This window comes from Mesorhizobium sp. B2-1-1 (genome assembly GCF_006442975.2).
GTDB lineage: Bacteria > Pseudomonadota > Alphaproteobacteria > Rhizobiales > Rhizobiaceae > Mesorhizobium.
Genome location: NZ_CP083954.1, coordinates 336,606 through 349,221 on the forward strand (window position 1 = coordinate 336,606; position 12,616 = coordinate 349,221).

10 protein-coding genes are annotated in these 12,616 nt (G+C 64.7%); all 10 read left to right on the plus strand.

Features of this window, described 5'->3' with window-relative positions; genetic code table 11:
- The first annotated feature begins 26 nt into the window (after window positions 1-26).
- The 10 genes from FJ972_RS01545 to FJ972_RS01590 all read left to right on the plus strand — a co-directional run bounded on the left by FJ972_RS01545 (window position 27) and on the right by FJ972_RS01590 (window position 12,606).
- The gene (locus tag FJ972_RS01545; RefSeq protein ID WP_140501184.1) at window positions 27-2,012 is read left to right on the plus strand and encodes a CocE/NonD family hydrolase; all 1,986 of its coding nucleotides are present in this window, start codon (window positions 27-29) and stop codon (window positions 2,010-2,012) included.
- Window positions 2,013-2,165: 153 nt separating this feature from the next.
- On the plus strand, window positions 2,166-3,752 hold the full coding sequence (locus FJ972_RS01550; protein ID WP_140512805.1) for an ABC transporter substrate-binding protein: 1,587 nt from the start codon (window positions 2,166-2,168) through the stop codon (window positions 3,750-3,752).
- Window positions 3,753-3,767: 15 nt separating this feature from the next.
- Entirely contained in the window at window positions 3,768-4,727 is a 960-nt protein-coding gene (locus FJ972_RS01555) for an ABC transporter permease (protein WP_140512803.1), read from the plus strand.
- Window positions 4,728-4,738: 11 nt separating this feature from the next.
- Complete coding sequence (locus tag FJ972_RS01560; protein WP_140501190.1) at window positions 4,739-5,563, plus strand: ABC transporter permease; 825 nt, start codon at window positions 4,739-4,741, stop codon at window positions 5,561-5,563.
- On the plus strand, window positions 5,563-7,218 hold the full coding sequence (locus tag FJ972_RS01565; RefSeq protein ID WP_140501254.1) for an ABC transporter ATP-binding protein: 1,656 nt from the start codon (window positions 5,563-5,565) through the stop codon (window positions 7,216-7,218). Before FJ972_RS01560 ends, FJ972_RS01565 begins: the two co-directional genes overlap by 1 nt.
- 114 nt (window positions 7,219-7,332) lie before the next feature.
- Window positions 7,333-8,916: an ABC transporter substrate-binding protein gene (locus FJ972_RS01570; RefSeq protein ID WP_140525607.1), complete on the plus strand. Its 1,584-nt coding sequence runs from the start codon at window positions 7,333-7,335 to the stop codon at window positions 8,914-8,916.
- 81 nt (window positions 8,917-8,997) lie between these two features.
- Window positions 8,998-9,837: an alkaline phosphatase family protein gene (locus FJ972_RS01575; RefSeq protein ID WP_140501194.1), complete on the plus strand. Its 840-nt coding sequence runs from the start codon at window positions 8,998-9,000 to the stop codon at window positions 9,835-9,837.
- 126 nt (window positions 9,838-9,963) lie between these two features.
- Window positions 9,964-10,530 (plus strand): sigma-70 family RNA polymerase sigma factor, encoded by a 567-nt coding sequence (locus FJ972_RS01580; RefSeq protein ID WP_140512795.1) that lies wholly within the window; start codon window positions 9,964-9,966, stop codon window positions 10,528-10,530.
- Complete coding sequence (locus FJ972_RS01585) at window positions 10,527-11,195, plus strand: anti-sigma factor (RefSeq protein ID WP_140501198.1); 669 nt, start codon at window positions 10,527-10,529, stop codon at window positions 11,193-11,195. Before FJ972_RS01580 ends, FJ972_RS01585 begins: the two co-directional genes overlap by 4 nt.
- Window positions 11,185-12,606, plus strand: a complete 1,422-nt coding sequence (locus FJ972_RS01590; RefSeq protein ID WP_140525608.1) for a S8 family serine peptidase — start codon at window positions 11,185-11,187, stop codon at window positions 12,604-12,606. The genes FJ972_RS01585 and FJ972_RS01590 overlap by 11 nt, the downstream gene beginning before the upstream one ends.
- The last annotated feature ends 10 nt before the right edge of the window (window positions 12,607-12,616 follow it).

Below are 12,616 nucleotides of genomic sequence, written 5' to 3' on the forward strand. Positions count from 1 at the left end.
CCGCGCCGCGAGGCGTTATGCGCGCCATGAAAACCGTCACCGAGTTTCCCCGCAAGGTCGTCGAATTCCCTGATATGGGCATCGTTATGCCGGATGGCTGCCGGCTGTCGGCGCGGGTGTGGATGCCGGAAGATGCCGGCGACGATCCGGTGCCTGTCATCCTCGAGCACCTGCCCTACCGCAAGCGCGACGGCACCATCTTTCGCGACCAGCTGACGCATCCCTATTTCGCCGGCCACGGCTATGCCTCGATCCGTGTCGACATGCGCGGCAATGGCGATTCCGAAGGGCTGATGGACGACGAATATTCCGAGCAGGAGTTGCAGGACGCCTGCGACGTCATCGCCTGGGCGGCCGCCCAACCCTGGTGCAACGGCAATGTCGGCATGATGGGCATTTCCTGGGGCGGCTTCAACTGCCTGCAGGTGGCAGCCATGCAGCCGCCGGCGCTCAAGGCGGTGATCAGCCTGTGCTCGACCGTTGATCGCTATGCCGACGACATCCACTACAAGGGCGGCTGCCTGCTGCTGGAGAATTTCGGCTGGGCCTCGACAATGCTGTCCTATTCGTCACGGCCGCCGGACCCGCTGCTGGCGGGCGACAACAGATGGCGCGACCTGTGGCTCAGCCGGCTGGAGAACCAGTCGTTCCTTTTGCCACTCTGGCTTGGCCACCAGCACCGCGACGCCTACTGGAAACGGGGATCGGTCTGCGAGGATTTCTCCGCCCTCAAGGCCGCGGTGCTGTCGATCGGCGGCTGGCATGACGGTTACCGCAACACCATCTCGCATCTCGTCGCCAACATCGAGGCGCCGGTCAAAGGCATTGTCGGCCCTTGGATCCACAAATACCCGCATTATGCCGGGCCCCAGCCGGCAATCGGCTTCCTGCAGGAAGCGCTGCGCTGGTGGGACCGCTGGCTGAAGGGTATCGAGACCGGCGTCGAGGCCGACCCGGCCTACCGCGCCTATGTGATGGACAGCGTGCGGCCAGCGCGCTGGCATCCGGAACGGCCGGGCCGCTGGGTGGCGGAGCGGCAGTGGCCTTCGCCCGACATCAAGACGCAAACGATCGACCTGATCCCGGCGGGCGGTAAATCCGTCACCATCGCTTCGCCGCAAAGCTGTGGGCTGGCCGGCGGTGAGTATTTCCCGTTCACCTTCGGCCCGGAATTGCCGGGGGACCAGCGTCCCGACGACGCGCTGTCGGTGTGTTTCGACCAGCAGGAACTCGCCGAGGCGATCGACATCGTCGGCGCACCGGAAGTCGAGGTCCGGTTATCCTGCGACCGTCCGCAGGCCAACATCGCGGTGCGGCTTTGCGACGTGCATCCCGATGGCGCCTCGGAACTGATCTCCTATGGCGTGCTCAACCTCACGCACCGCCTCTCGCACGAATTCCCGCAAGCGCTTGTCCCCGGCGAGAGCGTTTCGGCACGCGTCGTGCTCGACCAGTGCGCCTATCGCGTGCCGGCCGGCCACCATTTGCGCATAGCCGTCTCGAACGCCTATTGGCCCATGATCTGGCCCTCGCCGGAGCCGGTCCGCCTGAGCCTGTCGGCGGCGACGCTGAAGCTGCCGCTGCGCCCGTTGGCGACGGGCGACGAGGTCACGTTCGCCGCGCCGGAGGCTGCTTCCCCCTGGGCAACCGAGACGATCCGCCCGGCCAATTCGGAACGCCGCGTCGACCGCGACGAGAAGACCGGCATCGTCACGCTTTCCATAGAAGACGATTTCGGCGAGGTGCGCGATCTTGCACATGGCCTGGCGAACGGCAGCATCGCCCGCGAGACCTGGACGATCCATCCGGACGATCCGTTGTCGGCTGGGGGACGGACGCATTGGACGCAAACCCTGTCGCGAAGCGGATGGTCGGTGCGCACCGAAACATCGGCCGAAATACGCTCGGACGCCAAAAACTTCATCGTAAGCGCCCGAATTGAAGCTTACGAAGGCGAAAAACTCGTCTTCGAACGCGATTTTGAACAGGCGGTTCCGCGCTCGCTTGTTTGAGCGGCAAGGCATTGGTCCAATTGCGACGTGCCATTTACGCCACGGCATGTCGCATTCGGTCTTGCTTACCGCTTTCCCTTGCGGTCATTATTCCCCTCACAAGAAACAAGAAAACGACCACTAAGGTCGAACCAACAGAGTGAGGAACTCAAAATGTCAAACGAACTGGAATTCCTTAGCCGACGCGTCGCCTCAGGCAAGCTCAGCCGTCGGGATTTTCTCGGCCGGGCGGCAGCGCTCGGCGTCACCGCGACCTTCGCCAACTCACTGCTTTCGAGCGCGGCGCGCGCAGCCGGCCCGGTCAAGGGCGGCACGCTCAAGGCAGGCCTGGTTGGCGGCGAGTCCACCAACAGCCTGGATCCAGCCCTGTTCATGACGCAGGTGCCGTTCGCCTTCGGCAAGATGTGGGGCGAACTGATCGTCGAGCTTTCCCCAGAGGGCAAGCTCGAGAACCGCATCGCCGAGGAGATCGGCTCGTCCGACGATGCCAAGGTCTGGACACTGAAGATCCGCGACGGCGTCGAATTCCACAATGGCAAGACGGTGACCGCCGAAGACGTCGCCGCCACGCTCGAGCGTCATTCGGACGAGAAGTCGAAGTCCGGCGCGCTCGGCTACATGAAAGGCATCGAAAGCATCAAGGCCAGCGGCAAGGAAGTGGTGCTGACGCTGAAGGAGGCCAATGCCGATCTGCCCTACCTGCTCAGCGACTACCACCTGATCGTCCAGCCCAATGGCGGCAAGGACAAGGCCGATGCCGGCATCTCGGCGGGCCCTTACAAGGTCACCACCAACGAGCCCGGCGTGCGCCATGGCGGCGAGCGCTTCGCCAATTACTGGCAGGGCGACAAGATGGGCCATGCCGACCAGATCGAGATCATCGTCATCAACGACGCTACGGCCCGTACGGCCGCCCTGCAGGGCGGCCAGGTCAACATGGTCAACCGCGTCGAGCCGAAGATCGTCGACCTGATCAAACGCGTGCCGGGCGTCACCATCCGCAACCATGCGGGACCGGGCCACTACGTCTTCATCATGCACTGCAATACGGCGCCGTTCGACAACAACGACCTCAGGATGGCGCTGAAGCTGGCGATCGACCGCGAAGAAATGCTGAAGAAGGTGCTGCGCGGTTACGGTTCGCTCGGCAATGATTTCCCGATCAATGCCGCCTACCCGCTGTTCACCGAGATCGAGCAGCGCACATACGATCCGGACAAGGCCAAGTTCCACTACAAGAAGTCGGGGCATGACGGCGCGGTGCTGCTCAGGACCTCCGACGTCGCCTTTCCCGGCGCCGTCGACGCGTCCCAGCTTTTCCAGCAGAGCGCGGCCAAGGCCGGCATCCAGATCGAGCTCAAGCGCGAGCCGGGCGACGGCTACTGGAACGAGGTCTGGAACAAGCAGCCCTTCTGCGCCTCCTATTGGGGCGGACGCTCGACCCAGGACCAGATGTACTCGACCGCCTACCTGTCGACCGCCGACTGGAACGACACGCGTTTCAAGCGCCCGGATTTCGACAAGATGGTGCTGGCGGCGCGCGCCGAGCTGGACGAGGCCAAGCGCAAGGCGATGTATCACGACATGGCCGTCATGGTGCGCGACGAAGGCGGCCTGATCCTGCCGATGTTCAACCAGTTCATCGACGCCACCGGCGCCAAGGTGGGCGGCTGGGTGGACGATCCGCACCAGGAGTTGATGAATGGCTATGCCCTGGCAAAGTGCTGGCTCGAAGCCTGAGCCGGCCTTGCCCAGATGTCCTCACCCATCGTGAAACTGGTGGCCCAGCGCGTCGCGCTGGGCATCCTCCTTTTGTTGGCCGTCTCGGTCCTGATCTTCGCCGGCACACAGATCCTGCCCGGCGACGTCGCGCAAGCCATCCTAGGGCAGTCGGCGACACCGGAATCGCTCGCCAATCTGCGTGAGCAGCTTGGGCTCAACGATCCGGCCTATATCAGGTATTTCCGCTGGCTCGGCGGCGTTTTGACCGGCGATCTCGGGACCGCCATGTCGAGCGGACAGGATATCGCAACATCGATCAAGGGCCGGCTGTGGAACACGCTTTTCCTCGCCTTCTGGGCGGCGATCGTGGCCATTCCACTGGCCATAACGCTTGGCCTGATCGCGGTGCGCTACCGCAACGGCTGGGTCGACAAGCTGATCTCGGGACTGGCGCTCGCCTCGACCTCCTTCCCGGAATTCTTCATCGGCTACTTGCTGGTCTTCTACTTCGCGGTTCAGCATCAGTGGTTCCCCGCCATCTCGACCGTCTATGACGGCATGCCTTTCGGTGAACGCATGCAGGCGATCGCGCTGCCGGCGGCGGCGCTGACGCTGGTGGTGCTTGCCCATATGATGCGCATGACGCGCGCGGCGATCCTAAACGTCATGCAATCGGCCTATGTGGAGACCGCCGAGCTCAAGGGGCTCTCGGCTTTCGCGGTCATCCGCAAACATGCCTTCCCGAACGCCATCGCGCCGATCATCAACGTCGTCATGCTCAACCTCGCCTATCTGATCGTCGGCGTGGTCGTGGTCGAAGTGATCTTCGTCTATCCCGGCATGGGGCAGTATCTGGTCGATCACGTCACCAAGCGCGACGTGCCGGTGGTGCAGGCGGTCGGACTGATCTTCGCCGCCGTCTATATCGGCCTCAACATCATCGCTGACATAGCGGCAATCGTCGCCAATCCGCGCCTGAGGCATCCCAAATGAAGAGGGCGGGCATGCTCGACATCAAACGCATCCCCGTGCCCGCGCTGGTCGGCCTGGTGCTGACGGCCCTGTTCGTGCTGGCGGCCATCTTCGCGCCGTGGCTTGCGCCGCACGGCAATGGCGAGATCGTCGGCGACGTCTGGGAGCCCATGTCGGCGGCGCACTGGCTGGGCACCGACAACCTTGGCCGCGATCTGCTGTCGCGCATGATCTATGGTGCGCGCATCACCCTTTTCATCGCAGTGCTCGCCACGGCGTTGTCCTTCTCGCTTGGCGCCATTCTCGGCTTTTCGGCGGCGGTGTTCGGCGGCTGGTTCGACACGCTGCTGTCGCGCCTCGTCGATCTTCTGATGTCGATCCCGACGCTGATCATGGGCCTTGTCGTGCTCTCGGTGCTGCCGACAAACCTGGTGACGCTGATCCTGGTGATGGGCATTCTCGACTCGACCCGCGTCTACCGCCTGTCGCGCGCGGTGGCCGTCGACATCAACGTCATGGACTATGTCGAAGCCGCCAAGCTGCGCGGCGAAGGCAGCACCTGGATCATCTTCCGCGAGATCCTGCCCAATGCGCTGTCGCCGCTGGTCTCGGAACTCGGCCTGCGCTTCATCTATGCCGTGCTGTTCCTGTCGACGCTCTCCTTTCTTGGCCTCGGCGTACAGCCGCCGGATGCCGACTGGGGCGGCATGGTCAAGGAAAACAAGGACGGCATCGTCTTCGGCATTGCCGCGGCGCTCATACCGGCGGCCGCGATCGCGGCGCTTGCGATCTCGGTCAATCTCGTCGCCGACTGGGTGCTCAACCGCACGACAAGCCTGAAAGGAGGACGCGGATGATGGCCGACAGCAAAGCGAAATCCAGCCCGCTCCTCGATATCCGCAACCTGCGCATCGAAGCCATGGTCTACCCACCGGGCGAAGCGCCAAAGACCATCACGCTCGTCCACGACGTCTCGCTGACCCTGGAAAAGGGCAAGGTGCTCGGCCTGATCGGCGAATCCGGTGCCGGCAAGTCGACCATCGGCCTGTCTTCGATGGGTTATGGGCGCGGCGGCGTGCGCATCACCGGCGGCGAGGTGCTCCTCAACGGCCGCGACATCCTCAAGGGCGGCAAGGAAGGTTTCCGCAGGCTGCGCGGCCGCGAGGTCTGCTATGTCGCGCAGTCGGCGGCAGCGGCGTTCAACCCGGCGCACAGGCTGATGGACCAGGTTGTCGAAGCCACCCTCCTGCACGGCAGGGCGACGCGCGCGGAGGCCGAGAAACGCGCCGTCGCGCTGTTCAAGAAGCTGAGCCTGCCCAATCCCGAAACCATCGGCGAGCGTTTCCCGCACCAGGTCTCCGGCGGCCAGCTGCAGCGTGTGATGACGGCGATGGCGCTGTGCTCGGAACCGGACCTGATCGTCTTCGACGAGCCGACGACGGCGCTCGACGTGACGACGCAGATCGACGTGCTGTCGGCGATCAAGGACGCCATCCGCGACACGCATGTGGCCGCGCTCTACATCACCCACGACCTCGCCGTCGTCGCCCAGGTGTCGGACGAGATCATGGTGCTGCGCCACGGCCGGCTGGTCGAATGGGGCGGCACCCGCCAGATCATCAAGGAGCCGCGCCAGGAGTACACCAACGCTCTGGTGTCAGTGCACGAGATCGAACACGCCGAGCAGAAACCCGGCGTCTCGCCATTCCTGTCCGTGAAGAACGTCACCGCCGCTTATGGCGGCGGTCATGTCAAGGTGCTGAAGAACGTCTCCGTCGATATCTATCCCGGCCAGACGCTGGCGGTGGTCGGCGAGTCCGGCTCCGGCAAGTCGACGCTGGCGCGCGCCATCACAGGGCTCCTGCCGCCCGAACAGGGCACGGTGACCTTCGACGGGCGCCCGCTTGCCAACCGGCTTGCCGACCGGCCGAAGGAGGATCTGCGGCAGCTGCAGATGATTTACCAGATGGCCGACGTGGCCATGAACCCGCGCCAGACCGTCGGCACCATCATCGGCCGGCCGCTGGAGTTCTATTTCGGCATGCGGGGACGTGAGCGCGACCGGCGCGTCGCCGAATTGCTCGACGAGATCGAGATGGGCAAAGGCTTCCTCGACCGCTATCCGGCGGAGCTGTCGGGCGGCCAGAAGCAGCGCGTCTGCATCGCCCGCTCGCTCGCCGCCAAACCGAAGCTGATCATCTGCGACGAGGTGACCTCGGCGCTCGACCCGCTGGTGGCCAACGGCATTCTCAAGCTTTTGTTGAACCTGCAGCAGCACGAGAAGGTCGCATATCTCTTCATTACCCACGACCTTGCGACGGTAAGGTCGATCGCCGATTCGATCGCGGTGATGTATCGCGGCGAGGTGGTCCGTTACGGTTCCAAAAGCAAGGTGCTCACACCGCCTTTCGATGCCTATACCGACCTCCTGCTGTCCTCGGTTCCGGAAATGGAGATCGGCTGGCTGGAAAAGGCGATCAAGGGGCGACGCATGGCGAGCGCCGGGAACTAGCCAGCGGTTCGCCAGTCAAGGAGATGACGAACGTCATCCGGATGCAACACTGGAGGGCCAGACGTCCTTCGGACGGCATCGCCTGTGTGCGGTTGTTTCAAAAAGGGGTAGGACATGAAGACTGAACTCGACCATCTCGCTGAACTCGCCGGCCAAGGCCGGATATCGCGGCGTGACTTTCTCGGGCGCACCGCGGCGCTGGGCATGTCGGCGGCGCTGGCAACGACGCTGGCCGGGAAAGCCTTCGCGCAGACGCCGGTCAAGGGCGGCATTCTCAAGGCCGGCCTGCAGGGCGGCGAATCGACCAACAGCCTCGATCCGGCGCTGAACCTCAGCCAGGTCACCTTCAGCTTCGGCAAGCAGTGGGGCGAATATCTGGTTCGCCTCACCCCCGACAACAGGTTGGTCAACCTGATCGCCGAGGACATCGGCGCTTCCCCGGATGCCAAGACCTGGACGATCAAGATCCGCGACGGCATCGAGTTCCACAATGGCAAGACGGTCGGCGCGGAGGATGTCGCGGCCACCATCGAGCGCCACGCCGACGAGAAGTCGAAGTCGGGCGCACTCGGCATTCTCAAAAACATCAAGGGCATTAAGGCCAAGGGCAAGGAGGTCGTCGTCACGCTTGCCGACGCCGATGCCGACTTCCCCTATCTGATGGCCGACTATCATCTCGTCATCCAGCCCAATGGCGGCAAGGACAATCCGAACGCGGGCATCAGCGCCGGCCCCTATAAGGTGACCGTCAACCAGCCCGGCGTGCGCCACGGCGGCGAGCGCTTCGCTAATTACTGGCAGGGCGACAAGGCGGGCCATGCCGACCAGGTCGAGATCGTCGTCATCAACGATGCGACGGCGCGGCTGGCGGCCCTGCAAGGCGGCCAGGTGCACATGATCAATCGCGTCGAGCCGAAGGTGGTCGATCTCGTCAAGCGCATCCCCGGCGTCAGCATCGAGAACGTTTCGGGCAAGGGCTATTACCCGTTCAACATGTTCTGCGACACCGCGCCCTTCGACAACGGCGATCTCAGGATGGCGCTCAAGCTCGCCATGGACCGCGACGAGATGCTGGAAAAGATCCTGCGCGGCTACGGTTCGGTCGGCAATGACTTCCCGATCAACGAGGCCTATCCGCTGTTTTCGGCCATCGAACAGCGCAAATTCGACCCGGAAAAGGCTGCGGCGCTCTACAAGAAGTCGGGCCACAGCGGCTCGATCCTGCTGCGCACCTCCGACGTCGCCTTGCCCGGGGCCGTCGATGCGGCACAGCTCTATCAGCAGAGCGCCGCCAAGGCAGGCATCAAGATCGAGATCAAGCGCGAGCCTGGCGACGGCTATTGGTCGGAGGTCTGGAACAAGCAGCCTTTCTCGCTGTCTTACTGGGGCGGGCGTGCCACGCAGGACCAGATGTATTCCACCGGCTATGTGTCGAACGCCGACTGGAACGACACGCGTTTCAAGCGGCCCGAGTTCGACAAGATGCTGTTTGCAGCGCGCGGCGAGCTCGACCAGGACAAGCGCAAGGCGATCTATCACGACATGGCCGTGCTGATGCGCGACGAAGGCGGATTGATCGTGCCTTTCTTCAACCAGTTCATCGACGCCGCCACCAACAAGATCGGCGGCTTCGCCAAGAGCCCGATCGGCGAGATGATGGACGGCTACGCGCTCGCCGAATGCTGGCTGAACGCCTGACATCAAGTTCCTGCCGAGCACGCCGCGTGTCCGTGCGACACGCGGCGTGCTCGTTCCCCCGACAATCGCATGGAGCAGCTCGTGGCGCTCAAGACCAAACTGTTGCTGATCATCCTCGACGGCGTGCCTTACCGGAACTGGCGCCGGCTGATGGGCAACCTCGAAGGCTGGGTGCAGTCGGGCGAAGCGCGGGTATGGAAGATGCGCTCGGTGCTGCCGTCGACCTCGGCCTGCTGTTATGCTTCGATCCACACCGGGGTGCCGCCGCAGGCGCATGGCATTCTTTCCAACGAGAACCGCTTCCGCGTCAGCCAGCCCGACATCTTCTCGGAGGTCACCGGGGCCGGGGGAATAACCGGCGCGGTCACCCACTCCTACTGGTCGGAGTTCTTCCGTTCCTACCCGTTCGACCTCGTCGAGGACATGGAGTATGACGAGCCGGGCGGGCCGATCACGCATGGCCGCTTCCACACCATGACCGGCTACAACGCGCGCAACCAGATGACGCCGAGCGACGTCGACCTGTTCGCCACGCTGACCATGCTGAGCAGCCGCCACGGCATCGACTACGGCATCCTGCACACTTGCACGCTGGACTCGATGGGCCACCGTTTCGGCCATGACTGTCACGAGATGGACCATGCCTGCTACGCGATGGACGGCATGCTGGCCGCTTTCCTGCCGCGCTGGCGCGACGCCGGCTATGAAGTGATCGTCACCGCCGATCACGGCCAGACCGACCGCGGCCACCATGGCGGCCATGATGAGGAGATGCAGGATTTCGCGCTGTATTATTTCGGCGCCGGCAAGGGACCGGATGCCGACACACTGCTCGACCAGCTGCAGCTGGCGCCGACGGTTCTAAGCCGACTGGGGGTGTCGGTGCCGGCGACGATGAAGGCGAAGCCTTTCCTGAGCTAGCTTCCCCTTCACCCACTGGCAAGGCTCATCTTCTTCGGTTAGCCTCCGCAAATTCCTTGGCGGAGGATGAACCTTTTTGAGCCGATCAGCGACAGAGCAGGCAGGAGCCAGGCGGCTCGATCGGTCATGACCGGCGCGATGGAGACCGATCGCGCGCTTGTCGAGCGGGTCGCGAAGGGCGACCGGGCCGCCGTGCGGCTCCTGTTCATGCGCCACCACGCGCGGATATACCGCTTCGTGGCGCGCCAGACGGGATCGGAAATGATGGCTGACGACATCGCGAACGAGGTGTTCCTCGAACTGTGGCGCCAGGCGCCGGGTTTCGAGGGACGTTCCGAAGTCTCGACATGGCTGCTCGGCATCGCCCGCTTCAAGGCTCTGTCCCTGTTGCGCAAGAAAAAGGAAGACTGGATCGACGACGAGGCCGCAGCCGCGGTGCCCGACGGCGCCGATACGCCCGAGATCGTTGCCATGAAGGAGGACAAGAGCACCGCCCTGCGCCGCTTCATCGATGCCTTGCCGCGCGAGCATCGCGTGGTCATCGATCTCGCCTATTATCAGGGGCAATCGGTGACCGAGATCGGCGAGGTGCTCGATATCCCGGTCGCGACCGTCAAGACCCGCATGTTTTATGCCCGCAAGAAACTCGGCGAAGCCCTCAAGGCCGCCGGTTACGACAGGGGGTGGCCATGAGCGCCGCTGAAAAGATGTCGCGCCGCGACGAAATGGAAACGTTGCTGCCGTTCTACCTGAACGGTTCGCTGGAAGGCTCGGAACTGGAGGCCGTCGAGGAATGGCTGGCCAGCGATCCGACGGCGATGGCCGCCCTTGGCGAGGCGGAGGCTGAATTCTCCAGCACCGCGGCCGCCAATGAGGCGATCCGTCCGCCGGCCGATGCGCTGAGCCGCTTTTCCAGGGCGCTCGATGCCGAGGCTGGCCCGGCGCGCGCCGCCGCCGGTTCGTCCTGGCTGGCGCAGGCCTGGAGCCGCTTCATGGCGCTGCCGGTCGGCGTCGCCTGGGCGGCGGCCGCGGCTCTGCTGGCGCTGGTCATGGTGCAGTCGTTCGTGCAGCCCGGCGGCAAGGGCGGCAATTTCGAGATCGCGGGCGCGCAGGACGAGATGGCGAAGATGCCGTTCGCCCTGGTCAAGTTCAGGCCCGACGCGAAAATGTCCGACATCGCCGCCTTTCTCGGCAGCAGCGGACTGAAGATCCTGGACGGACCGACCGCCGAGGGCGTGTTCCGGCTCGGCATTCCGGCCGCCAACGCGGCCGACTACACCAGGCAACTCGGCCTTGTTGCCGCCCAGCCTTTCACCGACACCGTGATCGAGGGAAGGAAACCGGCCGATGGCGGCTGAGGCGGTCATTCGATTTGCGGCAATCCTTGCGGCGGCGATGACGATCGCCATCGGGCCTGCGTCGGCGCAGGGCAACGACGCCAATGCCGACCGAAAGATCGACTGCCGCGACGGCACCGATGCGGCAGGCGCCGACTGTGGCAAGGACGGCGGCGACAGCGGCAGCGCGGCCGGTGCCGTGTTTCTTCCCGCCCTGATCGTCGACCTGTTCCCCAATCCGGCCGCTCCCGCGGCACCGGTGCCGACGCCACGGCCGGACCCGGCGGCGCCGCCCGCCGGCACGCAGGCCGGACCGCCTTCGGGCGGGCCGATCGTCTCGCCAAGCGATCTCATCGCCGTTCAGCCGCCACGCGCCGTGGCCGGCGATTTCGTGCCCGACGAGGTGCTGGTGACCGTCGATGGCGATGCGGGCGCCGTGCAGCAGATCGCCGCTTCCTTCGGCCTCGATGTGCGCTCGCAGCGGCAATCATTTTTGCTCGGCACCACGCTTGTGCGCTTCGGCATTCCCGACCGCCGCCCCGTCGGCGTGGTGCTGGCGCAGCTTGCCGCCGACAGCCGCACGCAGCGGCGTGAGCCCAACCATATCTATTCGCTTCAGCAGGCGGCGGGCATCGTCAACTATGCGTTCGAGCGCATCGCGCTGGAACCCAGCCAGGCGAGCGGCGAGAACGTCCGCGTCGCGGTAATCGATACCGGCATCGACGACACCAATCCGACGCTGGCCGGGGTCATCGCCGGCCAGTTCGACGCCATGCCCGACGTGCCGGTCGAAAAGCGCGACCACGGCACTTCGGTCGATGGGCTGATCGCCGGCGTCGGCGCGCTCAAGGGCATGGCGCCCGGCGCCAGGATCTATCACGCACGTGCCTTCGAAGGCGGCAAGTCGACAATGGACGTCATCCTTGCTGCGCTCGACTGGGCGGCCGAGCAGGATGTGCGCATCATCAATATGAGTTTCGTCGGTCCGAAGAACGACCTGCTCGGCATCGCCTGCCGCAATGCACGCGCGCTCGGCATGGTTCTTGTCGCCGCCGCCGGCAACAACGGGCCCAAGGCGCCCTATGGCTACCCGGCCGCCTTCGACGGCGTCATCGCGGTGACCGCCACCGACGCCAGGGATGGGCTAATGCCGCAGGCCAATCGCGGCGCCTATGTCTTCATCTCGGCGCCGGGCGTCGAGATGGTGGCGCCGAGCGGAGCCGGCTCGGATGTCGTCACCGGCACATCGTTCGCCGCCGCGATCGTCTCGGGCGCCATTGCCAATCTCATCCACGCCGCGCCGGACCGCTCGGCCGACGCCATCGAAAAGGCGCTGGCCGCAACGGCCCGGGATCTCGGTTCGAAAGGGCGGGACGATGACTTCGGCTACGGGCTGCTGGACATCAAGGCCGCCGAGACGGCGAAGGAATGATCCTTGGCAA

Bases quoted from the DNA above. Each gene is read 5' to 3' on its own strand.
- FJ972_RS01550 (WP_140512805.1), top strand. From the start codon at position 2,166: ATGTCAAACGAACTGGAATTCCTTAGCCGACGCGTCGCCTCAGGCAAG.
- FJ972_RS01580 (WP_140512795.1), top strand. From the start codon at position 9,964: ATGACCGGCGCGATGGAGACCGATCGCGCGCTTGTCGAGCGGGTCGCG.
- FJ972_RS01570 (WP_140525607.1), top strand. From the start codon at position 7,333: ATGAAGACTGAACTCGACCATCTCGCTGAACTCGCCGGCCAAGGCCGG.
- FJ972_RS01590 (WP_140525608.1), top strand. From the start codon at position 11,185: ATGGCGGCTGAGGCGGTCATTCGATTTGCGGCAATCCTTGCGGCGGCG.
- FJ972_RS01565 (WP_140501254.1), top strand. From the start codon at position 5,563: ATGGCCGACAGCAAAGCGAAATCCAGCCCGCTCCTCGATATCCGCAAC.
- FJ972_RS01560 (WP_140501190.1), top strand. From the start codon at position 4,739: ATGCTCGACATCAAACGCATCCCCGTGCCCGCGCTGGTCGGCCTGGTG.
- FJ972_RS01585 (WP_140501198.1), top strand. From the start codon at position 10,527: ATGAGCGCCGCTGAAAAGATGTCGCGCCGCGACGAAATGGAAACGTTG.
- FJ972_RS01545 (WP_140501184.1), top strand. From the start codon at position 27: ATGAAAACCGTCACCGAGTTTCCCCGCAAGGTCGTCGAATTCCCTGAT.
- FJ972_RS01555 (WP_140512803.1), top strand. From the start codon at position 3,768: ATGTCCTCACCCATCGTGAAACTGGTGGCCCAGCGCGTCGCGCTGGGC.